The 23,009-nt window shown below is 70.5% G+C and carries 23 protein-coding genes; 10 read left to right on the top strand and 13 right to left on the bottom strand.

Annotated features, from left to right (window positions below):
- The first annotated feature begins 20 nt into the window (after positions 1-20).
- Positions 21-692, top strand: coding sequence for a DUF998 domain-containing protein (locus DKM19_RS35995; RefSeq protein WP_110702002.1), 672 nt, complete (start codon positions 21-23; stop codon positions 690-692).
- A 214-nt stretch (positions 693-906) separates the two neighbouring features.
- Here DKM19_RS35995 and DKM19_RS35990 read toward each other — a convergent pair whose 3' ends face one another.
- Entirely contained in the window at positions 907-1,524 is a 618-nt protein-coding gene (locus tag DKM19_RS35990; RefSeq protein ID WP_110702000.1) for a disulfide bond formation protein DsbA, read from the bottom strand.
- Between the two features lie 391 nt (positions 1,525-1,915).
- Here DKM19_RS35990 and DKM19_RS35985 point away from each other — a divergent pair, with 391 nt between their 5' ends.
- Positions 1,916-3,430: a cobyric acid synthase gene (locus DKM19_RS35985; protein ID WP_110701998.1), complete on the top strand. Its 1,515-nt coding sequence runs from the start codon at positions 1,916-1,918 to the stop codon at positions 3,428-3,430.
- Positions 3,431-3,440: 10 nt separating this feature from the next.
- Positions 3,441-3,644, top strand: a complete 204-nt coding sequence (locus tag DKM19_RS35980) for an SHOCT domain-containing protein (RefSeq protein ID WP_110701997.1) — start codon at positions 3,441-3,443, stop codon at positions 3,642-3,644.
- A 97-nt stretch (positions 3,645-3,741) separates the two neighbouring features.
- Here the strand turns inward: DKM19_RS35980 and DKM19_RS35975 are convergent, their stop codons facing one another.
- From DKM19_RS35975 to DKM19_RS35965, 3 genes are all read right to left on the bottom strand, one after another.
- Positions 3,742-4,125 (bottom strand): VOC family protein, encoded by a 384-nt coding sequence (locus DKM19_RS35975; RefSeq protein ID WP_239513764.1) that lies wholly within the window; start codon positions 4,123-4,125, stop codon positions 3,742-3,744.
- 114 nt (positions 4,126-4,239) lie between these two features.
- A complete protein-coding gene (locus DKM19_RS35970; protein WP_110701993.1) occupies positions 4,240-5,274 on the bottom strand; it encodes a 1-acyl-sn-glycerol-3-phosphate acyltransferase in 1,035 nt (344 codons plus the stop codon).
- A gap of 36 nt (positions 5,275-5,310) precedes the next feature.
- A complete protein-coding gene (locus tag DKM19_RS35965) occupies positions 5,311-6,144 on the bottom strand; it encodes a patatin-like phospholipase family protein (RefSeq protein WP_110701991.1) in 834 nt (277 codons plus the stop codon).
- 155 nt (positions 6,145-6,299) lie between these two features.
- Here DKM19_RS35965 and DKM19_RS35960 point away from each other — a divergent pair, with 155 nt between their 5' ends.
- Genes DKM19_RS35960 through DKM19_RS35950 form a run of 3 tightly spaced genes read left to right on the top strand, consistent with a single transcriptional unit; the run spans position 6,300 to position 9,143 of the window.
- Positions 6,300-7,208, top strand: a complete 909-nt coding sequence (locus DKM19_RS35960; protein ID WP_110701989.1) for an ABC transporter ATP-binding protein — start codon at positions 6,300-6,302, stop codon at positions 7,206-7,208.
- Positions 7,189-7,989, top strand: coding sequence for an ABC transporter permease subunit (locus DKM19_RS35955; protein WP_110701987.1), 801 nt, complete (start codon positions 7,189-7,191; stop codon positions 7,987-7,989). The genes DKM19_RS35960 and DKM19_RS35955 overlap by 20 nt, the downstream gene beginning before the upstream one ends.
- Complete coding sequence (locus tag DKM19_RS35950) at positions 7,989-9,143, top strand: CdaR family transcriptional regulator (protein WP_110701984.1); 1,155 nt, start codon at positions 7,989-7,991, stop codon at positions 9,141-9,143. Before DKM19_RS35955 ends, DKM19_RS35950 begins: the two co-directional genes overlap by 1 nt.
- Positions 9,144-9,308: 165 nt before the next feature.
- Here the strand turns inward: DKM19_RS35950 and DKM19_RS35945 are convergent, their stop codons facing one another.
- The 7 genes from DKM19_RS35945 to DKM19_RS35915 all read right to left on the bottom strand — a co-directional run bounded on the left by DKM19_RS35945 (position 9,309) and on the right by DKM19_RS35915 (position 16,878).
- A complete protein-coding gene (locus DKM19_RS35945; protein ID WP_110701982.1) occupies positions 9,309-10,268 on the bottom strand; it encodes a quinone oxidoreductase in 960 nt (319 codons plus the stop codon).
- Between the two features lie 79 nt (positions 10,269-10,347).
- On the bottom strand, positions 10,348-12,153 hold the full coding sequence (locus tag DKM19_RS35940) for a serine/threonine-protein kinase (RefSeq protein WP_239513763.1): 1,806 nt from the start codon (positions 12,151-12,153) through the stop codon (positions 10,348-10,350).
- A 37-nt stretch (positions 12,154-12,190) separates the two neighbouring features.
- Complete coding sequence (locus tag DKM19_RS35935; RefSeq protein ID WP_110701978.1) at positions 12,191-12,892, bottom strand: HAD family phosphatase; 702 nt, start codon at positions 12,890-12,892, stop codon at positions 12,191-12,193.
- Positions 12,882-13,976 carry an ABC transporter ATP-binding protein gene (locus DKM19_RS35930; RefSeq protein WP_110701976.1) on the bottom strand — a complete coding sequence of 365 codons (1,095 nt, stop codon included), beginning with the start codon at positions 13,974-13,976 and terminating at the stop codon, positions 12,882-12,884. The genes DKM19_RS35935 and DKM19_RS35930 overlap by 11 nt, the downstream gene beginning before the upstream one ends.
- Positions 13,973-14,836 (bottom strand): ABC transporter permease, encoded by an 864-nt coding sequence (locus tag DKM19_RS35925; RefSeq protein WP_110701974.1) that lies wholly within the window; start codon positions 14,834-14,836, stop codon positions 13,973-13,975. Before DKM19_RS35925 ends, DKM19_RS35930 begins: the two co-directional genes overlap by 4 nt.
- Positions 14,824-15,705 (bottom strand): ABC transporter permease subunit, encoded by an 882-nt coding sequence (locus tag DKM19_RS35920; protein WP_110701972.1) that lies wholly within the window; start codon positions 15,703-15,705, stop codon positions 14,824-14,826. Before DKM19_RS35920 ends, DKM19_RS35925 begins: the two co-directional genes overlap by 13 nt.
- 3 nt (positions 15,706-15,708) lie before the next feature.
- Positions 15,709-16,878 carry an ABC transporter substrate-binding protein gene (locus DKM19_RS35915; protein ID WP_110701970.1) on the bottom strand — a complete coding sequence of 390 codons (1,170 nt, stop codon included), beginning with the start codon at positions 16,876-16,878 and terminating at the stop codon, positions 15,709-15,711.
- A gap of 488 nt (positions 16,879-17,366) precedes the next feature.
- Between DKM19_RS35915 and DKM19_RS35910 the strand changes: the two genes are divergently transcribed.
- Complete coding sequence (locus DKM19_RS35910) at positions 17,367-18,122, top strand: GntR family transcriptional regulator (protein WP_110701968.1); 756 nt, start codon at positions 17,367-17,369, stop codon at positions 18,120-18,122.
- A 72-nt stretch (positions 18,123-18,194) separates the two neighbouring features.
- On the top strand, positions 18,195-18,461 hold the full coding sequence (locus DKM19_RS35905) for a DUF6504 family protein (protein ID WP_089209760.1): 267 nt from the start codon (positions 18,195-18,197) through the stop codon (positions 18,459-18,461).
- A 156-nt stretch (positions 18,462-18,617) separates the two neighbouring features.
- On the opposite strand, the gene DKM19_RS35900 is transcribed toward DKM19_RS35905, so the two are convergent.
- On the bottom strand, positions 18,618-19,349 hold the full coding sequence (locus DKM19_RS35900) for a DUF4328 domain-containing protein (RefSeq protein ID WP_239513762.1): 732 nt from the start codon (positions 19,347-19,349) through the stop codon (positions 18,618-18,620).
- Positions 19,350-19,494: 145 nt separating this feature from the next.
- Positions 19,495-20,145 carry a response regulator transcription factor gene (locus tag DKM19_RS35895; protein ID WP_110701964.1) on the bottom strand — a complete coding sequence of 217 codons (651 nt, stop codon included), beginning with the start codon at positions 20,143-20,145 and terminating at the stop codon, positions 19,495-19,497.
- A 115-nt stretch (positions 20,146-20,260) separates the two neighbouring features.
- Between DKM19_RS35895 and DKM19_RS35890 the strand changes: the two genes are divergently transcribed.
- Together DKM19_RS35890 and DKM19_RS35885 are read left to right on the top strand one after the other, a co-directional pair.
- Entirely contained in the window at positions 20,261-21,058 is a 798-nt protein-coding gene (locus DKM19_RS35890; protein WP_110706232.1) for an ABC transporter ATP-binding protein, read from the top strand.
- Between the two features lie 8 nt (positions 21,059-21,066).
- Positions 21,067-23,004, top strand: a complete 1,938-nt coding sequence (locus tag DKM19_RS35885) for an FtsX-like permease family protein (protein WP_110706231.1) — start codon at positions 21,067-21,069, stop codon at positions 23,002-23,004.
- Positions 23,005-23,009: the final 5 nt, after the last annotated feature.

Here is a 23,009-nt window from a genome sequence, read left to right as displayed (position 1 = left end):
GCACCGGAAAGGAAACGACCATGACCACCGTTCAGCCCGGCATCGTCACCCCCGTCGGCTCCGCCACCCCCGCGACGCGCGTCCTGCTCGCCGGCTCCGTCATCTCCGCGCCCCTCTTCGCGGTCGTGTCGCTGGCACAGGCCTTCACCCGTGAGGGCTTCGACCTGATGCGCCACCCCCTGAGCATGCTGAGCACCGGCGATCTCGGCTGGCTCCAGATGGCCAACTTCCTGGTCAGCGGCGCTCTGACGGTCGCCGGGGCGATCGGTCTGCGCCGCGTCATGCGCGGCACCCCCGGTGGCACGTGGGCGCCTCGGTTGATCCTGGTCAGCGGCGTCGCGATGGCCGCCGCCGCGGTCTTCGTCATGGATCCGGGCGACGGCTTCCCCGTTGGCACCCCTCTGGGCCAGCCGACCGCGATGAGCTGGCACGGCCTCATGCACATGGTCGCCGGGTCCATTGGGTTCACCGCGCTCATCGTCGCCTGCTTCATCCTGGGCCGCCACTTCTCCCGCACCGGCCGCGCAGGCTTCGCCGTGGCCTCGCGGCTCAGCGGCCTGGTCTTCGCCCTCGGCGACGGCTGGGCGATGTCGGGCGGATACGCCGGGTCCCTGACCCTGTGCGTCGGCGCGATCACCGCCATGGTGTGGGTCGCCGTGGTGGCGGCGGACAAACGGGCCGCGCTCCGCTAGAGACACCCTTACGGGCCGGGCCCCCTCGCGATGGGGGCCCGGCCCTTTCAGTTGCGAGGTGGACTCCGGACGTTGGGCCAAGACCGGCCATGACCGGAGCCGGGTCGTGTTGGGCGTCGGCGACCCCCAGCACGACCCGGATCCGGTCACGCGTGTCTGGCGTGACCGGATCCGTTCACACCGGGCACGGCCGCCTCCGGTGTCGGCCCCATCCTCAGTCGAAGATCGGCCGGCGGGTGCGGCTGCGCTTCAGCTCGTAGAACCCGTCGGTGCCGGCGACCAGCAGCACGCCGTCCCAGAGCCTCCCGGCCGCCTCGCCGCGCGGGATCGGTGTCACCACCGGCCCGAAGAAGGCGACGAACTCGCCGTCAGGTCCGGGGACGTGGATCGCCGGAGTGCCGAGATCCTCGCCGATCGGGGCCAGGCCCGCCTGGTTTCCGGCCAGGAGCGCCTCGTCGTAGTCGGTGGACTCGGCCGCGTCGGCCAGCTCCGGCGAAAGGCCGGCCTCGGCCAGCGCGGCGAGGTACAGGTCACGGTCGATCGGCGTCTTCCGGTGGTGGATCCGGGTGCCCAGCGCGGTGTAGAGATCGCGGAGCACCTCGTTGCCGTACTTCTGCTCGGCCGCGATCGCGACCCGCGCCGGGCCCCAGCCGGTGTCCAGCCACTGCCGGTACCAGTCCTCCAGCCCTTCGCGGTCCTTGTTGAGCACCGACAGGCTCAGCACGTGGAAACGCACCCGCATGTCGCGGACCTGCTCCACTTCGAGCAGCCAGCGGGAGGTGATCCAGGCCCAGGGGCATTTGGGGTCGAACCACATGTGGGCGATCGTCATATCAGTCTCTCCTCACGAGAATTCGCTGTTCAAGGCCCCGGCAGAGGGTGGGCAGAGCCATTGTCCGGCGGTGGATTGGCCGGTCGTAAGTTCCAATGAGGGTCAAAATGATTGGACCGATGTGCTCACGTCTCACGTTCGCTCCCGGCACCGCCGGGGGTGGTCCCGGTGAGCGGTACGGCATGCGGCGCGTCATGCTGGTCACCATGATGGTCGATTCCCCCCGAGAGCTACCCGTGGTCTCGACCGGTCCCGGTGTCACAGGGCCGGTCGTGACCAGCGCCGGAGCGTTCGCCCGCGCTGGAGTGCTTGCCGGTTCCGAAGCGTCTGCCCGTGCCGAAGCACTTACCCATGTGGGCGGACCGCTCGTCGAGTCGTGCCCGGTGAGAGCGTGAGGGGGGCGCTGCTGGTCGCAGGGACCACCTCCGACGCGGGTAAGAGCGTCGTCACCGCCGGGATCTGCCGCTGGCTGGCCCGGCAGGGCGTGAAGGTCGCGCCGTACAAGGCGCAGAACATGTCGCTCAACTCCTTCGTCACCGCCGACGGCGCCGAGATCGGCCGTGCCCAGGCGATGCAGGCCGCCGCGTGCGGCCTGGAGCCCAGCGCGGACATGAACCCGATCCTGCTCAAGCCGGGCAGCGACCGGCGCAGCCAGGTCGTGGTCATGGGCAAGCCGCTGGCCGAGGTCGACGCGATGGAGTACTGGCAGGTCAAGGAACGGCTCCGCCAGGTCGCGGTGGATGCGCTGGAGCGGTTGCGAAGCTCGTACGACGTGGTGATCTGCGAGGGTGCGGGCAGCCCGGCGGAGATCAACCTGCGCAGGGGCGACATCGCCAACATGGGCCTGGCTCGCGCCGCGAACCTGCCGGTCATCGTGGTCGGCGACATCGACAGGGGCGGGGTCTTCGCCGCGCTGTACGGGACGGTGGCCCTGCTGGAGCCCGCGGACCAGGCCCTGATCGCCGGTTTCGTGGTCAACAAGTTCCGGGGGGCGCCCGAACTCCTCGAACCCGGCCTCGACATGATCAGGGAGCTGACCGGCCGCGAGGTGTACGGCGTGCTGCCCTGGCTGGACGGCCTCTGGCTGGACGTCGAGGACTCCCTCGCCCTGGACAACCGGCCCACGATCGGCACGCGCACGCCGTACGGCAGGCAGACCCTGCGGGTCGCGGTGGTCAGGCTGCCGCGCATCTCCAACTTCACCGACGTGGACGCACTGGCCTCCGAGCCCGGCGTCACGGTCCGCTTCGTGACCTCTCCCGCCGAGCTTGAGGACGCGGACCTGGTGGTCCTGCCCGGCTCCCGGGCCACGGTCTCCGACCTGGCGTGGCTCCGTGTCACCGGTCTGGCCGACGCCCTGCCCGGCCGGGCGGTGCTGGGTATCTGCGGGGGCTACCAGATGCTCGCCGGAACCATCCACGACGACGTCGAGTCGGGGGCGGGCCGGGTCGAGGGGCTCGGACTGCTGCCCGCGACGGTGGAGTTCGCGGCGGAGAAGACGCTGGGGCGTCCGGTCGGCACCGCGTACGGCTGCCGCGTCGCGGCCTACGAGATCCACCACGGCGTCGTGACGGCCGAGGGCGGCGAGCCCTTCCTGGACGGCTGTCACGTCGGATCGGTCTGGGGCACGACCTGGCACGGCGCCCTGGAGAACGACGACTTCCGCCGGGCGTTCCTCGCCGACGTGGCGGCCGTCTCCGGCCGCGACTTCACTCCCGCTCCCGACGTCTCCTTCGCCGCGATGCGCGAGGAGCGGCTGGACGCCCTGGGCGACCTGATCGAGCGGAACGTGGACACCGACGCCCTGCTCAGGCTCCTTGAGGGAGGCGCCCCGCGGGGGCTGCCGCTGTTGCCACCCGGCGGGGCTCTGCGCGAAGCCCCCGATTTCTCGCACAATGGAACGTAGGAGGTGAACGATGGGCCGGATCGTGCTGGTCTTCTTCATCATGGCTGTGATCGCCGCGGTGATCATCGGCGTCGCTCTGCTGGGCCGTGGCTCTAGGGCGGTCAAACCCGCTCTCGAAGAACCCCGTGAGATCCTCAAACGCCGCTACGCGGCCGGCGAGATCGACGAGGACGAATACCTCCGCCGCATGTCGGGTCTCTCCCAGGACTGGTAGGCGCCGGCTGCTCCTGGCCTGCCGGGCCGGCCCGTCCCCATCCGCCGCCGAGCGTCGCTCAGGCACGCCCAGGCCGTCCCCGCCTGACCAAGCCCGGCTAGTCCTCGTCGAGGCAGAGGCAGAAGGGGCGGCCGGCCGGGTCGAGGAGCACTCGGACGTTCTCTTGCGGTTGGGCCGCGGCCAGCGAGGCTCCCAGGGCGACCGCGTCGGCAACGGCGGTGTCGAGGTCGCCGACCTGGAAGTCGAAGTGCATCATCGGGCGCTGTTCGCCGTCGACGGGCGGCCAGACGGGGGCTCGGTAATCGGTGGCCTGCTGGAACACCAGATAGACGGCTCCCTGGGGAGCCGCGACGATCGCCGTTCCCGGCTCCTCGTGTCCGATGGGCCAGCCGAGCAGTTCGGAGTAGAAGCGCGCCAGGGCGCCGGGGTCGGGCGCTTCGACAGCGGTGCCCCACCACATGCCGGCCGTTCGAGATCGCATGCTCGTATATTGTCGCGGCGGTCCGGCCACGTCTACGGAGCGCATCCATGCCGCGATGCGCGCACGCCCCCGGGTCACGACGTGATCGACCAGGGAGGTCCGCGGCTCTCGTCCTCAGGTCCTGGCGGCCGGAGCGGGGCGGTTCTCGGCGATCCAGGCGTCGATCTCCTCCCACTGGTCGAAGAGCCAGCGGGTCTGGGTCTCGCGGTCGCGGGGGACGTCGGCGGCCTGCACGCGCCACCATTTGGCCTTGATCTCGGCGCGCACCGGCAGCCTGCGCCAGATGTCTCCAAGGGTGATCAGGTCGTCGAGGCCGGTGTGGGCGACGAAGACCACGTCCGCGGCCGGGCAGGCGTCGATGGCGGCGATGGCCCCGCCCGGACGGGGAGGGAGGAGGTAGTGCATCTTGCGGGCCCGGGAGGCCTCCTCGGTCAGGCCCTTCTGCTGAAGTCGCAGGATGGCCCGCCAGCGGCGCTTGGGGGTGAAGTTTCCTCCCTCGGGAAAGATCACCAGGGCGTCGTCGGCGTCCATGTCGGAGGACAGGCGGCTGATCTCGGCGATGATGCCGCTCTCGGCGGTCTTGCGGGGGACGAAGGCGTTGGGAAGACGGTTGATCACCACGTCCAGTGAGGGGTCGAACTGCAGCGCCGCCTTCATCACGATTCTCGGGCGCCGGCCGTACCGGGCGAGAAGGTGGTAGATGAGCAGGAACGAGTCACCGGGGCCCGCGTGGCGGGACAGGACGATGACGGGGCGGGTGAGGCGGCGGGAGAGCTCGTCGGAGGTCGGGGTCGGCTCGTCGATCTCGACGCTCAGGTGGAAGATCCGTACGGCCACGGTGTACACCTTGGACAGGAACCACTGGATCAGGTCGTAGTGCCGTTCCTGGTATTCGTCCTTGTTGAGCCGTCCGCCCAGTCCGGCGGCCACCCAGAGTCCCAGGGAGGCGACCAGCGCCATCGACTCCAGGGTCAGCCACGCCAGCGCGAACCAGACCAGCCGGGTGCCGCGCCGCTGCGGGACCGGCAGGCGCAGCGAGGCGGCGGTCACCACCACCAGCCAGATCGGCAGGGTGATCACTGCCACCACGGTGAGCACGAGCACCATGGGAGCGAGGACCAGTCGGCGGATGAAACGAGGAGGGAGCACAAGTGACTCCTGCCTTTATGGCGCGGCTCAGGTTGGTCAGGTGGACGAGCGTTGAGCCAGGTAGTGGGACGAGGCCTGATAAGCACGTTCTATATATCCAGATATATGCGATGAATCCCGATAGCGCAGCTGAGAGAGATCCACTCCGGGGCGGGAGATGCTTCCCGCGGGCATGACGTGGACCTCGATGTCGGCGGGAAGCGTGGCCATCTCCTCGGTGAAACGGTGGCGGCGGGCGATCTCGAAGGCGATCAGGCCGACCTCCCACGGCTTCCGCGGCACGACCAGGGGACGTTCGATCCGGCCGACGTGCAGCACGTAGACGCGGCGTGCGCCGAGGGCGACGGCGCGGCCGACCGGGATGCTGTGGACCAGGCCGCCGTCGAGGAAATGGTCGTCGCCGATGCGGACCGGGGGCAGCAGGCCGGGGACGGCACAGGAGGCGAGGACCGCGTCGACCAGCGGACCCTTGGTGAACCAGTGTGCGGCGGCGCGTTCGACGGAGGCCGCCACGCACTGGAACGGCACGGAGAGGTCCTCGATCCGGGCGACCGGGAGCATCTCGGCCAGCAGGCCGCGCAACGGGCCGGCGGAGTGGAGATGGGTGCCGGTCTTGGCGAGGGTGGACAGGCGGGTCACCCACGAACCGGCGAAAGCCGTACGGACCACATCGGACTTCCACAGTGAGGTCAGGCGTGAGACGGCGTCGCCCGGGGCGGCCGCGAGCATGACGCCGTTCAGCGCGCCCACGGACGTGCCGACGATCAGGTCGGGCTTGATGCCCGCCTCGTCCAGCGCCTGCAACATGCCCACCTCATGGGCGCCGAGGACGCCCCCGCCGCCCAGTACGAAGGCCGTGTCCACGCTCATGGGATCACCATAGACCGCATCGGGGACCCTGGCGTCACGGTGGAAGACCCGCTCCGCGGGAGAGCGACGGGTTCCGGGTTCTGGCAACGAAGGGGCGTTCAACTGTCAGGGTTCGGTCATGGCCCGGCAAAGGGGCAACGGGCACCATCGAAGGCATGACAGCGGTAGTGGAGACCGAGGGACTTACCAAGTTCTACGGTAAGCGCCGGGGACTCGAGGATCTCAGCCTCGTGATCCACCCCGGAGAGGTGTTCGGGTATCTCGGCCCGAACGGTTCGGGAAAGACGACCACGATCCGGCTGCTCCTGGACGTCATCCGGCCCACCAGCGGCCGGATGACCGTGCTCGGGACAGACCCTCGTGACGCGAGCGTGCGGAGCCGGATCGGTTATCTGCCCGGAGATCTGTTCCTGGAGGGCAGGGAGAGGGCGAGGGACTACCTCGCCTTCCTGGGCAAGATGCGCGGAGGCGTGCCCAAGGCCCGGATCGGGGCGCTGGCCGAGCGGCTGGAAGCCGACCTGTCGGTGCCGATGGGCAAGCTTTCCAAGGGCAACAGGCAGAAGGTCGGGCTGATCCAGGCGTTCATGCACGAGCCGGAGCTCCTGATCCTGGACGAGCCGACCGGCGGCCTGGACCCGCTGGTGCAGCAGGAGTTCCTGGCGATGGTCCGTGAGGTCCGGGCCTCGGGCCGGACCGTGCTGATGTCCTCCCACGTGCTGGCCGAGGTCGAGCACGTCTCCGACCGGGTCGGCATCGTCCGCGCCGGCAGGCTGGTCGCGGTGGAGGACATCTCCGCGCTGCGGGAGAAGGCGGTGCACCGGGTGGAGTTCCACTTCGACGCCCAGGTGCCCCGCGAGGCGTTCGAGAACCTGCCCGGCGTGCGGGACCTGCGCGTGGAAGGGGCCGCGGTGAGCTGCACCATCGACGGCCGCCCGGACGCGCTGATCAAGGCCGCGGCGCGGTTCACCGTGGTGCACATGGTCAGCGCCGAGCCCGACCTCGAAGAGATCTTCCTGGCCTACTACAGCGACGAGGAGGCGCGTCATGCCCGCGCTGGTGTCTAAAAGTCTGCGCGACTACCGCAGGGGGCTGATCGGCTGGACCATCGGCATCAGCGCCTTCATGCTGCTCTACCTGTCGGTCTACTCCTCCATCGTGGCGGATCCGGAGATCTACGGCCCGGCCGCGCTGGCCAAGTTCCCGGGGCCGTTGAAGGACCTGATGGGAGGACTGGACAACTTCACCAGCGGTGCCGGGTATCTCCAGGCCGTGGCCTATCAGATGTTCGGCCCGCTGCTGTTCACCATGTGCGCGGTCATCCTCGGCAACCAGGTGATCGCCCAGCCTGAGGAGCGGGGGACGCTGGAACTCACCCTCGCGCTGCCGATCGACCGGAGAAGGCTGCTTCTGGAGCGGTTCGCCGCGCTGGTCCTGGGCCTGCTCGGCATCGCGCTCATCACCTTCGTGCTCGTTGCCGGGATGGCCTCGGCGCTCGACATGGGCGTTCCCCTCGTCAACATCGTCGCCGCGCATACCGGGCTCTATCTCCTGGTGCTGTTCTTCGGCACCGTGACCGTGACCGTGAGCGCGGCCACGGGGCGCAAGAGCCTGTCCATGGGGATCGCCGGGGCCTGGGCGGTGGGAGGTTACGTGGTGGATACCCTCGGCCGTGACGTGGCGGCCATCTCCTGGCTGCGCTGGCTCTCGCCGTTCCACTACTACCTGGACGGCAGGCCCGTCTACCAGGGATTTCCCACCGGGGACTACCTTGTTCTGGCGGGTGCGACGATCGTGCTCCTGCTGACCGCGATGCTCGCCTTCGATCGGCGTGACGTAGGAGTCTGATGGACGAGCTCCTCGGGGGCCACCTCCGGACGTTACGGGAGGCGGCCGCCACCGGCAGGCTGCCGGATCGGACCGAGCTGGACGACTGCCGCGCCGCCGGCGCACGAGCCGCCGAGCAGGGTCTGTCCGTGCGTGCCCTGGTCGAGGCCGCCCTGGTCATGGCCGAATCCCTGCGTACGGCTCCGCTCCCGGCCCTCAGGCGTACGGTCTCCGCCCTGATGGAGGGCTACGAGAACGCCCAGAGATCGGCTCTGCGCCACGAGGGGGAGGCGCGCAGGGAGTTCGTGAACGACCTGCTCCAGGGCAGGGCCGACAGACTGGCCGAGCGGGCCGAGCACTTCGGCCTCCGGCTGGCCGAGACCTACGTGGTCGCGGTCGCCCGCCCGGCCGGTCCGATGACGACCGGCCCGGTGCCGGCCGGTCAGGGGAGGGCCGATCCGGGAACGGCCGGTTCGGTGCCGGCCGGTCGGGGGAGGGCCGGTCCGATGGCCGATGCTCTGATGGCGGCCGGTCCGGCGCACGATCGGCCGGCGGAGGGCGACGGGGCGCTGGCCCGGCGGATCGAGGAGGCGATGGTCACCCGGTTCGGCTCGCACAACGTGCTCATCGCCGTCCGCGACGGGATGCTCGTCTGCGTCGCACCGGGCAGTCTCGCCGTCGCGACCGGGGAGTTCACCCATCACGTGAGGCAGATGTTCTCGCCCGGCTGGCGGATCGGTCTCGGCCGGCCGCATCGAGGCCCCGGCGGGGTGGTCACCTCCTACAGGGAGGGCGCCAACGCCATCGAGTTCGGTGACCGGCTGGGTCTGCGGGCACCCGTGCTCAAGGCCGCCGACCTGCTGGTGTTCCCGGTGCTGCTGCGCGATCGGGCGGCCATCGAGGATCTGGTGACGACCGTGCTCTGCTCGCTGCTGGAGGCGAGGGGCGGACCCGGGCCGCTGCTTGACACGCTGGAGGCAGTCTTCGCCTCCCAGGGGAACCAGGCCGCCGCCGCGCGCAAGCTCGGTGTGAGCACCCGGGCGGTGACCTACCGGCTGGAGCGGATCCGCCGTCTCACCGGTTTCTCACCCGACGATCCCACCCAGCGGTTCACCCTGGAGACGGCGGTGCTGGGCGCCCGCCTGCTGGACTGGCCGGCTCACCCGCTGGCCTGACGGCCCGCGGTGGGTACGGCGGCAGCGCGGCAGGCAGCGGGCGGCCCATCGGACAACGGGATACCGGGAGACGGCGAGTGGCACGGCGGGCATTCAAAAGCCGTGCGCGGCACGGTAGCCGAGAGACGCGCGCGGCACGGCGGACGGCCGGGGGCCTCAAGGTCCTCAGGGGATGAGCAACACCTTGCCGGTGGTGCGCCGGGCCTCGAGGTCCTCGTGTGCCTGGGCGGCCTCGGCCAGCGGGTAGCGGTGGGAGATGTGCACGCGGAGCTGTCCGGAGGCCACCCAGCCGAAGAGGTCTGCGGCCCGCCAGGTCAGCTCCTCGCGGGTGGCGATGTAGAAGTCGAGGGTGGGCCGGGTCAGGAAGAGCGAGCCCCCCTGGGCGAGGATCTGCGGGTCGATGGGCGGGACCGGGCCGCTGGACTGGCCGTACAGGGCCATCATGCCGCGCGGGCGCAGCGAGGCGACGCTCTCGTCGAAGGTGGTCGCTCCCACGCCGTCGTAGACGACGTGCACGCCGGAACCGGTCAGCTCGCGGACCGCCTCGGCGAAGCCGCTGTAGCGGAGGACCTCGTCGGCGCCCGCCTGGCGGGCCAGCTTCTCCTTCTCCTCGGTGGAGACCGTGGCGATCACCCGGGCGCCGCGCAGCTTGGCGATCTGGGTGAGCAGCAGGCCCATTCCCCCCGCGGCGGCGTGCACCAGCACGTCGTCGCCCGGCTTCACCTCGTAGGTGGAGTGGGTCAGATAGTGCGCGGTCATCCCCTGGAGCATGATGGCCGCCGCGGACTCCGCCGTGACCTCGTCGGGCACGGCGAGCAGGTGGGACGCGGGCACCACGACCTTCGAGGCATAACTGCCGATCACGTTCCCCCAGGCCACGGTGTCGCCGACGGCGAACTCCCGCACGTCCTCGCCGACCGCGGCGACGGTGCCCGCGCCCTCCTTGCCGGGAATGAAGGGCAGGGACAGCGGATAGCGGCCCATCCGGTGATAGACGTCGATGAAGTTCACTCCGGCGGCGGCGACGTCGATCAGGACGTCACCCGGATTCATCTCGGGGTCCGGATGATCGGTGTAGGTGAGAGCCTCGGGCCCGCCCGTGGCGGAGATGACGATGGCACGCATTGTGCTGAACTCCTTCGGTCAGTCGGACGCTTTGATCGTCCCCAACCTCGTGCCGATCATTCGTTGTTCCCCTTTTCGGTCAGGGGCTCTTGGCGGAGAGCGGGCCGTGCATGGTGAAGTTGTCGAACGACGCCTTGAGGACGGCCTTGCTCTTCTCACCGACCCGGGCGATCATGCCGACCTCTCCGCTGGGCAGCGGGTTGGTGTCCCGGACGGACTGGACCCGCCCGCCGTTGACCCACATGGTCAGCTGCACGCCTTCCGCGTCGCCGGAGCACTCGGCCTGGAGCCGGGTGGTCTGATCCTTGGGCAGGTCGACGGGGACGGGTTTGGTGAGCTCGCCTCCGGCGCTCTCCACGGACTTGCGGATGCGGGCGTTGCCCGCGGTGTCGAGCAGAAACTCGTAACGAGTGGCCTTGGTGTCGTCCTTGCCCCGGCAGAACAGCCCGTACTCACCCGGGCCGGTGCTGCCGGAGCGGATCCCGACGTCGACGCCGAGGAGCAGCCGGGCGGGAGTGATCGGTGTGGGACTGGCCGTGGGATTGGGGGTGGCCGGAGGGGCACTCACGAAGCCGGTCGGCGCCTCCTCCCGCAGAAGGGCGTACTCGCCGTTCACATCAAGGGCGTAGTAGCCCTCGGAGGCGTAGCCGTACCTGTCGACGGCCGGATCGTAGGGGCCGCCGGTCCAGCCGGTCCCGCTCTGGGTGAAGTCGTCCTGGTAGAGCAGGGCGAGATCCTCGGGAGGACCGCCGGGGGAGAGCGCGAGATACAGGCCCAGGCCGCCGCCCACCGCGATCAGGGCCGCCACGGCGACCCCGATGAGGATCTTCCTGCGGCCCGCCGGTCGTCCGGCCTGCGGGGCCGCCGGGGCCGTGCGATCGGGGCCGAGGCCGGTGGGCGGCCCCGCCGATCCGGCGGTCTCCGCCCAGGGAACGGTCTCATGCGCCGCGGGCGTGCTCTGGGCGGGCGGACGCTGCGTGGACGGGCTCTGTACGGATGGACGCTGCGGAGACGGGTTCTGCATGGAAGGGCTCTGCTGCCAGGCGGCCTGGACCGAGTAGGCCGTCTGCTCGGGCGCGGCGGAGCGGCCGACCAGGTGGTCGAGGACCTGCTGGGAGGTGGGCCGGCGGCTGGGATCCTTGGCGATGGCGTAGGTCACCAGCTCCCGCAGCGCAGGCTCCATGTTCTCCAGCGAGGGCTCGGTGTTGAGCACCTGGTACAGCACCGCGGGCAGCGCCTCCCCGCCGAACGGCGGCCGGCCGCTGGCGGCGAAGGCCACCAGGCAGCCCCATGAGAACACGTCGCACGCGGGAGAGACCGGCTCGCCGCGCAGCACCTCGGGTGCCATGTAGCGGGGCGTGCCGATGATCTCGCCGGTTCCGGTGATCCCGCTGAGCGTGTCCAGCGCGCGGGCGATGCCGAAGTCGATCACCCGGGGGCCGATGGGGGAGAGCAGCACGTTGGACGGCTTGAGGTCGCGGTGCACGACCCCGGCGCTGTGGATCGCGGTCAGCGCGGTCGCCACGCCGACCGCCAGCGCGTCGAGGCTGGAGCCGCGCAGCGGCCCCTGCGCCCGTACGGCCTCCTCCAGGTTCGGGCCGGTCACGTACTCGGTGACGACGTAGAGCTGGTCGCCGTCGAGTGCGGCCTCGATCACCGCGGCCGTGCAGAACCGGCGAACTCTCTGGGCCGCGTCGGCCTCCCGGCGGAAGCGCATCCGGAACTGCTCGTGCTGGCTGTACTCCGGGTTGATCACCTTGATGGCGACCTGCTGCCCGTCCGCGGATTCGCCGAGGTAGACCGTGCCCATCCCGCCTCTGCCCAGTTGGCTGAGCACGCGGTATCGCCCGATCTGCAGAAATTCGCCGGGACTGAGATTGTTCACAGTCGTACCTAACCGCATATGTGGTCACATGAGTGGCTCAGCCTATCGATGTCCTCCCTTCGATCAATCGCCGTAGCAGCGGCAGATCCACGCGTTCCAGGCTGTCCATGATCAGGACATCGTCCGGCACCGTCATGCCGCCGGAGACCGCGACCACCCGGCACCCGGCCGCGTGCGCGGCGGCGAGGCCGGTGGGACTGTCCTCCACGGCCACGCACTCGGCGGGGGCCACGCCCAGGTTGGCGGCGGCCTTGAGGTACGGATCGGGCAGCGGCTTGGCGCGTACGGTGTCCTCGGCCGCCACGACCAGGGCGAATCGCTCCGCCCCGATCGTGCGCAGCACCGTGTCCACGATCTGCCGGGGGGAGGCGCTGACCAGCGCGACGGGCATGTCGGCCGCCCGCAGGTCGTCCAGCAGCCGGATCGCGCCGGGCAACGGCGTCACCCCTTCCGCGATCCGCTCCGCGAAGGCCTCGATGAGCCGCCCGCCGACCTCGGCGAGTCGCGCGTCGGTCATGGCGGGCTGCGTGTCGGCGGTGCCGGGGGAGGACGGGGCGTGCCGCAGGAGGTGGGCCGCCACGTGCTCGACCGGACGGCCGAGCACGTGACCGGTTTCGGCGTCGGTCAGCTCCAGGCCGAGCTCCGCCGCCACCGCCGCGCACGCTTCCCACCACATTCCCTCGGTGTCCACGAGCGTGCCGTCCATGTCGAACAGGACGGCCCGGAGCTCAACTGACACCGGCGGGGTCCCCCGACTTGGCGGACGCCTGAACGGCGGGGACGGCGGCGGTGCGCTCGGCGACCAGGACGGGACGCTGCACGAGGCTGACGCTCACCCGCGTGCCGGGAGCCAGCCGCATCGCCTCGTGGCCGGGCACGTCGGAGAGGACCTCCAGCTCGCCCAGCTGCACGCGCAGTCGCGCGGACGAGCCGCGGAACGACGACGCCACGATCATCGCGCTCCCCTCGGAGGAGGGGGTGACGAGCACGGCCTCCGGCCGGATCAGCACGTCCACCTCGGAGGAAGAGGAGGGGAGCGGGCCGTCCACCGGAAGGAGCTGGCCGAGGACGGTGACCTCGTTGCCCGACAGCCGGCCGGGGATGTGGTTCATCGTGCCGACGAACTCGGCCACGAAGGGCGTGGACGGCCGGTCGTAGACCTCGGCCGGGGCGCCGCACTGCTCCAGCCGCCCGCTGCGCAGCACCGCGACCCGGTCGGCGACCGAGAGGGCCTCCTCCTGGTCGTGGGTCACGAAGATGGTGGTGATGCCCAGCTCCAGCTGGAGCCGACGGATCTCCTCGCGCAGCGTGACGCGGACCTTGGCGTCCAGCGCCGACAGCGGCTCGTCCAGCAGCAGCACGCGAGGCTCCAGCGCCAGCGCCCTGGCCAGCGCGACGCGCTGCTGCTGGCCACCGGACATCTCGTGCGGGTAGCGCTCGGCATGCGTGGGAAGACCGACCAGCTCCAGCAGCTCCGCCGCCCGTGCGTGGCGCTTGGCGGCGGGCACCTTACGGACCCGGAGCCCGAACGCCACGTTGTCGCGGACGTTGAGGTTGGGGAACAGGCTGTAGGACTGGAAGACCATGCCCGCGTCCCTGCGGTTGGCGGGCAGGCGGGTGATGTCCTTGCCGTCCACGAGCACGGCGCCCGCGTCCGGGGTTTCGAAGCCCGCCACGCACCGCAGCGCCGTGGTCTTGCCACAGCCGGAGGGGCCGAGGAGAGCTATCAGCTCGCCGGGCGCGATGGTCAGGTCCAGGCCGTCCAGGGCGGTCGTGCTGCCGAACACACGACGCAACCCCCGGAACTCGACGCTGGCGGTCATGAGGTGCTCCTTCGTTTGGAACCCGCGCTGGACAGGAAGAGCAGCAGCAGCCAGATGAGCAGCAGGCTGAGGATCGAGACGGCCACGGAGAGCTGGCCGTTGGCCCCGGAGATCGTCACGATCCAGACCGGGAAGGTTCGGTAGCCGAGAAGCGCGGCGATGGTGTACTCGCCGAGCACCAGCGCGAGGGTGAGGAACGAGGCGCCGGCGATGGCCGTGCGCAGGTTGGGGATGATCACCCGGAACACCACGTGCGGCCACGACGCGCCCAGGTTGCGGGCCGCCTCGACCAGGGTGCGCACATCGATCGCGCGGAGCCCGGCGTCCAGCGAGCGGTAGACGAACGGCAGTGCCAGCACCACGTAGGCCAGCACGAGCACCACGGGGAACGTCTCGTTCTGGATCGCGATCAGGGTCCCCCACAGCGGTGTGGCGGCCAGGTAGTCGGGTCCCCAGCGCAGCACCATGCTGATCCCGGCCACGAAGGTGATCGGCGGCACGACCAGCGGAAGCGTGCAGATCACCTCCAGCACGGGGCCGAGCCTGGGTGCGCTGAGCCGTACGGCCAGCATCGCCGGAAGCGTGAGACCGAGCACCAGCACGATCGTGGCGACGGCCAGCGCGAGCGAGAGCAGCATGCTCGTGCCGAAGCCCTCGGCACTGAAGATGTCCAGGTAGGCGCTGAGGGAGAAGCCCTGCTGGTCGTTGTAGACCGAATACCAGAACGAGGCTCCCAGCGGGACCAGGAAGTAGATCGCCGCGATTCCCAGGACCGCGCCGCGCCAGATCTTCAGGCGCTGCGGGCGGCGGGTGGGGGGGACGACCTGTGGGGTCTCCAGGATCGGAGTCACCGCAACCATCGGCTGCTCCTCTTCTGCAGCGGCAGGTAGACCGCCATGACCAGACCTGCGATGACGATCATGTCGAGGCTGAGCGCGAGCGCCATGTTCTCGTGCCCGATGAGCACGTTGCCGGTCAGGGCGTCCGCGATCTGCAGGGTGACCAGCGGGACGGTGCTGCCGACCATCGCCCTGGCGGTGGCGTAGGCGGCGAACGCGCCGCCGAACAGCAGTACCACGCCGCCGAGCAGCGAGGGCGTCAGCACCGGGATGCCGACGTGACGCCAGTACTGCCAGGTGGTGGCGCCGTTGTTGCCCGCCGCCTCCCGCCACTGCGGCTTCAGGCCGTCCAGCGCGGGGACCACGGTGAGCACCATCAGGGGCACCGAGAAGTACATGTAGACCAGGGCCAGGCCCCAGAAGTTGTACAGGCTCCAGCCGCCGTCGGCGAGTCCGAAGGCCTTGGTGATGACGCCGGCGTTGCCCAGAGTGGCGATCCAGGCGAACGCCAGCGGCACGCCGCCGAAGTTGGCCAGAACGCCCGAGGCGGTGAGCACCGACTCGCGCAGCGCCCGGGACCGGGAGGTCACCACGGCCTGGGCGAGGAAGGTGCCCAGGATCGCGCCGAGCACCGCGACCACGGCCGACAGCTGCACGCTGCTGAGGAGGGTGTTGAGGTAGTTGCCCTGAAGGCTCTCGGTCAGGTTGGAGGTGCTGAACGAGGAGGTGAGGGTCTTCGGGTCCTTGACGGTGAACGCGCCGAACAGCAGCGCGATCGCCGGGATCCCGAAGGCGAGTGCCACGAAGGCGAGCAGGGGCAGGGCGGCGAGCCATCCCTTGGAGCGAGTACGGCTGCCGCCCTGGGCAGCCGTACCTACGTCGGTCGTCATCGATCAGCCCGCGACAGCGGCGCCCCAGCCGGAGGCCAGGACTTCCTTGGCCTTGGTGTTCTGCTCCTCGGTCGGGAAGGCAGGCTCACCGTCCACGGGGGGCAGGTTGGCCTCGGCGGCGGCGTCGACCGAGCCGTCGGCCTTCATGGCGGGCAGCAGCACCGGGCGGGCGAAGCCGGCCAGGTAGAGGTTCTGGCCCTCGGGGCTGTAGAGGAACTCCTGCCACAGGCGGGCGGCGGCGGGGTGCGGGGCGTCCTTGTTGATCGCCTGCGCGTAGAGCTGGAGGAACTTGCCGTCGGACGGGATGTTCGTCTTCCAGTCCAGGCCCTTCTCCGCCATCTTGGGGGCGTAGGCGGCGTTGTTGTAGTCCCAGTCGATGCTGATCTGGGTCTCGCCCTTCTCGATGGTGGCGGGGGTGGTCTCCACCGGGTTGAAGTTGCCCGCGGCCTTCAGCTTCTTGAAGAAGTCCAGACCGGGCTGGATGTCGTCGAAGGAGCCGCCGTTGGCCAGGGCCGCGGCGTACACGCCCGCGAACGCCGAGCCGGACTGGGTCGGGTTGCCGTTCATGGCGACCTTGCCCTTGTACTCGGGCTTGAGCAGGTCGGCGAAGCTCGTCGGGCAGGTGGTGATCTTCTTGGCGTCGCAGCCGATGGAGACGTAGCCGCCGTAGTCGTTGAACCAGAGGCCGGTGGCCTCCTTCTGGTTCTCGGGGATCTTGTCCCACGTCTGGACCTTGTAGGGCGCGAACAGGCCCTCGGCGGCACCGCTGATCGCGAAGGACTGGGCGATGTCGAGCACGTCGGGGGCGCGGTCCTGGCCCTTGCGGGTCTTCACCGCGTTGATCTCGTCGGCGCTGGCGGCGTCGGGGGTCTCTTCCTCGATCTCGATCCCGGGGTACTTCGCCTTGAAGGCTGCGATGATCTTGCCGTAGTTCGCCCAGTCCGGCGGGAGGGCGATGACGTGGAGCTTGCCCTCCTTGTTCGCGGCCTCGACGAGCTTGTCCAGCCCGCCGAAGTCGGCCGCGGAGGCGGCGGTCTTGGCGTCCACGCCGGCCGCGGCGCTACCGCCGGAGGCGGCGGGGGCCGCGGTGGTGCTCGGGGCGGCACCGCATGCCGTAGCGCCTACGAGGAGGCACGCGGCCAGGCCGGCGAAGCGAATTCGTGATGCGAGCACTTTGTCTCCCAAGGGGGTGGCGCGGAATAAGCAACGAAAGTAGAGGAACTTGTACAAACAAGCTAGACCCGGCAGGTCGGTAGTCGGTTTCTGTTCGGTGAACACCCGAAGTACGTCAGTGAAATGCAACGACTGGGGCTTCATGGGCGGTTCTACGTGCCTAGGGTGTGGTCAGGATCGACCGCCCAGTGCGCACAGATGGAGGTTTTCACCGTGTGCCGGGCAGGGCGCGAGAGGGCGGATTTGAGAGGCGGAGCGAGATTGTGTAGCGGGTGGGGATCGAGCCGGTTGTCCGAGCGGGCGTTGCGAGGGGTGTCCGGATGGAAAGCCGAGCGGGCGTTTCGAGGGGCGTCCGGATGGGGAGCCGGCCGGGCGCTTTCAGGGGCGTCCGGGCGGGGAGCCGATCGGGCGCTCTCGGGGGGGTCCGGAGGGGGACTCGGCCGGGCGCTCGGGCGGATGTCCGAGCGGGCATCGGCGGGGGCGCGATCATGACGGCCCGTTACGTGGGCATCGCGGAAGAGCTGCGCGAGGCCATCGTGCGCGGCGAGTACGCCGTGGGGGCGCAGCTGCCCTCCGAGGCCGAGCTCGCCGTCCGCTTCTCGGCCTCGCGCGGCACGGTCCGCCAGGCGGTGGCCGTACTCGCCACCGAGGGCCTGGTGGGGTCCAGGCAGGGGGCCAGACGTATCGTGCTCGGCCGTGAGCGGAGCCAGAGCTTCGCCGAGCTGCACAGCTTCGCGCAGTGGGCGCGGGCGATGGGCTACCGGGTCAAGGGGCAGGTGCTGGAGCAGCGCCGCCTGGGCGCGAGCGTCACCGAGGCGGTACGGCTGGCGCTCCAGCCGGGCGATCCGGTGCTGTCGGTGCTGCGGCTCCGCTCGCTCGACGGTGAGCCCGTGATGCTGGAACGGACGGTCTACGCCGGGTGGATCGCCCCGGCCGTCGAGCGGATCGACCACGACTGCGAGTCGATCACCCAGGCGCTCTTCGAGAGTGTCGGGCTGGTCTTCGCCTACGGCGAGCACCTCATCGACGCGGTCGCGGCGGGCGTTCAGGACTCCCAGCTGCTGGGCGTACGGCGAGGCAGCCCTCTGCTGCGCCAGCGCCGGGTCACCACCACGCACGAGGGACGCCCGGTCGAGTGGTCCGACGACCGCTACCGCGCGGGCAGCGTGACCTTCAGCATCCGCAACTCGGTGGACGCCAACCCGCTGGTACGGCAGATGGGGGACTTGCGCCCGAGCTCATAAGAACGTATGTTCGACTAGGTAAACCCGCCTTCCCCCGGGTGCTCATCCGAAGGCCGCGGGGGGAGAGATGTCTTGAGCAGACTTTATGGCGACCCGATCGAGGTGTGGACCCGGGAGGGGCAACCGGTCCAGTTCGTCTGGCGCGATCGGCTCCACACCGTCCGCCGGATCCTCGATCACTGGGTGGTCGCGCGCGAGTTGTGGAAGATCTCCGAGAGCGACCCGGGCGAGCGCCGGTTCTGGCGCCTTGAGGCCGGTCCCGGAGGCAGGGGCGGCACCTACGAGCTCCGCTTCGACACGGCCGCCGAGGGCTGGCTGCTGATGAGGGCGCTGGACTGACGCCCCGGGTCGACGCCGCCGAGCCTTATTCACCGCCGAGCCTCACCTCGACGCCGTCGGGCCCGTCTCGACGGCCCCGGGGTCAGGCCCGCCCGGCGGTGCCGATCCGTGGTGTCGATCCGTTGGCCGAGGTCTGCCCGGAGGTGACGCGCGGGATCACTTGGGGGCGGTCTGCGGGATGGCCTGCGGCGTGAGGTGCGGGGTCGGTTCCGCGGCGACGCGAGGGGCCGGCTCCGCGGTGACCTGGGCGACCTGAGAGACGCTCAGCGGAAAGGGCCGCGGGACGATGCGGCTCTCGGGGGTCCGATGCCGGTGCCGGGTGCTCACTGCCTGGATCCTGGCGATCTGCCGGACGGTCGCCGCGCACAGCAGGGCGGCGACCGTGATGGCGGCCAGCTCGACCGGGCCGAGGCCGGTCAGGCTGGTGCTCCCCTGGGACGGGCCCGACAACAGCCGCATCAGCACCAGCGTGAGGGCGGCCAGCCAGCTCAGCCACCAGGCGGTGAGAAGCGCCAGCCAGCGCGTACGGCGATCAACCGGCGGGCGGGAGGCCCACCACAGGCGATCCATCATCACCGGCGGGGCGATCAGGTTGACGCCCGGCACGAACCAGCCGGCCAGGACCGAGGGCGCCGCCGGCCGGGCCTGGCCCGCGTCCTGCCTGGCACGGATCAGCCAGGTCAGGCAGGCGACGACGGCCGCGATCGTGGTCACGGCGGTAAACATGATCAGGACGGCGAAGAGGCTGACCGCGCCGACGACGGCCTGCGCGCCGGGGGCATGGGGGTCGCCGCCGAGCGCTGAGATCTCCCGGGCCAGCCGCCGGCCTCGAGCCTGTTCGAACACCACCAGGGCGGCGGTCGCGAGCACCTGGGCGGAAAGGGTCACATAAACGGCTGAGGCCGACCTTTTCTGCGGAGACTTCTGTGGAGACGAGATGAAGCGCATGTATATCTCCCCCCGGCATGCGCTGAAGGACTTGCCCTTCTTTTATCCCGTCTGCTCCTCCGCTAATCAGCTTGCTCCCCCGTAATCAGCTCACAACACCCGACTCCCACGCCCAAGCCGCGATCTCCACCCGATTCCTGGCGCCGAGCTTGGTGAAGATGCTCCCCATATGGGTCTTGATCGTGGACAGCGAGACGAACAACTCGGCGGCGATCTCCTGGTTGGTCCGCCCTCTGGCCACCAGGCGGACCACGTCCCGCTCGCGTTCGGTGAGCGGTTCACCGGGCGGGCGGGCGGCGCCGATCCGGGGAGGGGCCAGGTGTTCGAGCAGGCGGACGGTCACCGAGGGCGACACCAGCGAGTCCCCGGCCGCCGCGGCCCGGACCGCCTCGATGAGCAGCGTCGGCCCGCTGTCCTTCAGCAGGAACCCGGTCGCCCCCGCGCGCAGTGCTCCGTAGACGTATTCGTCCAGGTCGAAGGTGGTGACGATGACCACGCGCATCGGGTCGGAAACCCCCGGCCCGGCCAGGATCCGGGTAGCCTCCAGGCCGTCCAGCTTGGGCATCCGGATGTCCAGCAGGCACACGTCGGGCCGGAGCCTCCGTGCCTGTTCGACCGCCTCGGCGCCGTTCGCGGCGGTCGCCACGACCTCCATGTCCTGCTGGGCATCCAGAATCATCTGAAAACCGGTCCGCACCAGCTGCTGGTCGTCCGCGATGAGCACCCGAATCGTCACCCGATGGATTCTGCCAGCAGAAGGCACGACATCGACCTTTCGGGCGATGCCCTGATATATGGACCAGACTTTTAACTGATCCGCGATGACGCCTTCGCGCGGGAAGGTCGTCGTCATGAGTGTTGTCCTTGAAGGACTCAACCTGGTCAAGCGGTTCGGTCCGACCGTGGCGCTGGGTGGCGTCGGTTTGGCGGTCCAGGCGGATGAGGCCGTGGCGATCATGGGGCCGAGCGGGTCGGGCAAGTCGACCCTGCTGCACTGCCTCGCCGGGATCATGAAGCCGGACGCCGGTGAGGTGCGTCTGCTCGACCGGCGCATCGACACGATGGGGGAGCGGGAGCGCAGTGCCCTGCGCCGTACCAGCTTCGGGTTCGTGTTCCAGTTCGGCCAGCTCCTTCCCGAGCTACCGGCCGATGAGAACGTCGCGCTGCCGCTCATGCTCGGCAACGTGTCCCGGGCCGACGCCGTACGGCGGGCCCGCGAGTGGTTCGGCCCGCTCGGCCTCGCCGGCATGGAGGGCCGCCGGCCCGGAGAGCTCTCCGGCGGCCAGGCGCAGCGGGTGGCGATCGCCCGCGCACTGGTCATCCAGCCGAAAGTGATCTTCGCCGACGAGCCGACCGGCGCGCTCGACCAGAGCACCGGCTACGACACGATGCGCTTGCTGGTGGAGGCCGCCAAGCACAATGGCGCCTCGCTGGTGGTCGTCACCCACGACCCGGAGGTGGCCCGCTGGTGCGACCGCGTGGTCGAGGTCCGCGACGGCCAGATCGTCCCCGGCCTGACCGGCACGGGGCCCCCTGCGGGTCACGACGCGCAGCGCCCGGTTCACGGTCACGACGTCCGCTACCCGGCGTCCGGCCGGGACGTCACGAGGGAGACGGCGACATCGGCCCTTCCGGGGGTGACGGAGTGAGCGGGCTGATGAGCCTGACCTGGCGGCTGCTGCGCGGTGGTGGGCGCCGTGGCCTGATGGGCGCGGGGCTGACCGTGGTGGCGGTGGCCGTCTCCACCGCGCTGCTGCTCTTCGCCGTGGCGCTCAACTTCGCCTTCCAGGGGCGGGCCGACCGGGGGGCGTGGCGCAACCCGGTCGCGGTCACAGGGAAGGCCGTGGCGGTTGAGGCCGTGCGCGAGGACTACGTGCGCGACCGGCGGATCACCGTCGTGGACCTGGCGACGCTGAAGCCGGGGACGGCCCCGCCGCCCGGCCTGGACCGCTTTCCCGCGCCGGGGGAGGTCTGGCTCTCCCCGGCGCTGGCCGAGCTCGCCCGGAGGCTTCCGGCCGACCAGCTCGCCGACCGGTTCTCCGGGAGGATCGGCGGAACGGTCGGCGACGAGGCGCTGGTCCATCCCGGCGAGCTCGTCGCGGTCCGAGGCCAGGCGCCGGACTCCCCGGTGATGGCCACCGGGTCGGCTGACGACCGGCGCGCCGGGGGCACGAAGATCTCCGATTTCACCGGAAAGGCGACGCCCGACGCGGGGGCGTACGAGGCACTCGGGCTGATCGCGAGCGTGCTCATGGTGGTGCCGCTGCTGGTGTTCGGCGGCGCGGCGGCGCGGCTCACCGTGGCCCGCCGGGACCGGCGCCTGGCCGCGCTCCGGCTGGTGGGTGCGACCCCCGGCCAGGTGGTCACGATGACCGTCGCGGAGGCGGTGATCACCGCGTTCGGCGGGGCACTGCTGGGGCTGGTCCTGTACGGCGTGTTCGCCCCGCTGCTCACCGGGATCGAGATCGCCGGCGGCTCCTGGTTCGTCTCCGACCTGTGGCCCGGAGCACTCGCCGTGCTCGCCGTTCTGGTGGCCGTACCGCTGCTCGTCGGCCTGTCGGCGGTGGTCGGCCTGCGCAGGGTCGTGGTCAGCCCGCTCGGCGTGGCCAAGCGGCAGACCCCTCCGGCGATGCGCTTCATCCGGGTCCTCGCGTTGCTGGCGGTCCTCGCCGTGGTCCCCACGCTCGGGATGGGCGCCGGCGTCGGAGTGGTCGCCGCCGTTCTCGGTCTCGTCTTCCTCGCCGTCAACCTGGTCGGCCCGTGGGTGGTCGGCGTGATCGGCCGGATCGTCGTGAGCCGGGCCCGTCGCCCGGCCCGCCTGCTGGCCGGGCGACGCATGATGGATGACCCCAGGGCCGCCTGGCGGACCGTGAGCGGCGTCGCCATGACCGGGTTCGTGGCCGGGTTCATCGGCCTTCTCAGCCCGGGCAGCGGTCTGTCCGGCACCGCGAACGCCACCGGCCTGCACCTGTCCGTTCCCTCGTCCCGGGTGGCCGAAGTGACCGCCGGGGCCCGTGAACGCCTGTCCGCGGCGGAGATCCCCGCCGGGATCGACGTCGGAGACGACGGTGGAACCACGGTGCTCACCGTCTCGGTCCGGCAGCGCGGCCTGGAGACGGTCGACCGGGCGCGCACCGCTCTCGACGGTCTGGTGCCGGGACACGGAGCCACCTCGGCCGCCGACGAGGAGTGGTCGAGCAACCGGCTCTTCGGCGACATCGGCACGGGAACGGTCACCGTGCTCGCGGTCTCGTTCCTGGTCGCGACGGCCAGCGCCGGGATCACCGCCGCCTCCTCGATCCTGGACCGCAGGCAGACCTACGCCCTGCTCCGCCTGGCGGGGACCCCGCTGAAGGTGCTGAACAAGGCCCGCCGCGCCGAGACGTTGATCCCGTTGACGGTCATGGGCGGCGGTGCCATAGCGGTCGGGGTGTTCTGCGCCCTCCCGTTCTCGCGCGTCTCGATGAACACCACCGGCGTGATCACTCTGGCCGCCTGCGTGGTGCTCGGTTTCGCCGGGGTGATCGGAGCCGGAGCGGCGAGCGCCCCGCTGCTGCGCTCCGTCACCGCCGACCCCGCCCCGCGCCCCGACTAGCGCCC

This window comes from Streptosporangium sp. 'caverna' (assembly GCF_003203775.1).
GTDB classification, from domain to species: domain Bacteria; phylum Actinomycetota; class Actinomycetes; order Streptosporangiales; family Streptosporangiaceae; genus Streptosporangium; species Streptosporangium subroseum.
The sequence above is the reverse complement of the archived record's forward strand: the minus strand, read 5'-3'. Positions and strand labels throughout refer to the sequence as shown.

Coding starts and splice junctions, on each gene's coding strand:
- DKM19_RS35995 (WP_110702002.1), top strand. CDS start 21: ATGACCACCGTTCAGCCCGGCATCGTCACCCCCGTCGGCTCCGCCACC.
- DKM19_RS35990 (WP_110702000.1), bottom strand. CDS start 1,524: ATGACGATCGCCCACATGTGGTTCGACCCCAAATGCCCCTGGGCCTGG.
- DKM19_RS35980 (WP_110701997.1), top strand. CDS start 3,441: ATGGGCCGGATCGTGCTGGTCTTCTTCATCATGGCTGTGATCGCCGCG.
- DKM19_RS35975 (WP_239513764.1), bottom strand. CDS start 4,125: ATGCGATCTCGAACGGCCGGCATGTGGTGGGGCACCGCTGTCGAAGCG.
- DKM19_RS35965 (WP_110701991.1), bottom strand. CDS start 6,144: ATGAGCGTGGACACGGCCTTCGTACTGGGCGGCGGGGGCGTCCTCGGC.
- DKM19_RS35960 (WP_110701989.1), top strand. CDS start 6,300: ATGACAGCGGTAGTGGAGACCGAGGGACTTACCAAGTTCTACGGTAAG.
- DKM19_RS35955 (WP_110701987.1), top strand. CDS start 7,189: ATGCCCGCGCTGGTGTCTAAAAGTCTGCGCGACTACCGCAGGGGGCTG.
- DKM19_RS35950 (WP_110701984.1), top strand. CDS start 7,989: ATGGACGAGCTCCTCGGGGGCCACCTCCGGACGTTACGGGAGGCGGCC.
- DKM19_RS35945 (WP_110701982.1), bottom strand. CDS start 10,268: ATGCGTGCCATCGTCATCTCCGCCACGGGCGGGCCCGAGGCTCTCACC.
- DKM19_RS35930 (WP_110701976.1), bottom strand. CDS start 13,976: ATGACCGCCAGCGTCGAGTTCCGGGGGTTGCGTCGTGTGTTCGGCAGC.
- DKM19_RS35925 (WP_110701974.1), bottom strand. CDS start 14,836: ATGGTTGCGGTGACTCCGATCCTGGAGACCCCACAGGTCGTCCCCCCC.
- DKM19_RS35920 (WP_110701972.1), bottom strand. CDS start 15,705: ATGACGACCGACGTAGGTACGGCTGCCCAGGGCGGCAGCCGTACTCGC.
- DKM19_RS35910 (WP_110701968.1), top strand. CDS start 17,367: ATGACGGCCCGTTACGTGGGCATCGCGGAAGAGCTGCGCGAGGCCATC.
- DKM19_RS35890 (WP_110706232.1), top strand. CDS start 20,261: ATGAGTGTTGTCCTTGAAGGACTCAACCTGGTCAAGCGGTTCGGTCCG.
- DKM19_RS35885 (WP_110706231.1), top strand. CDS start 21,067: ATGAGCCTGACCTGGCGGCTGCTGCGCGGTGGTGGGCGCCGTGGCCTG.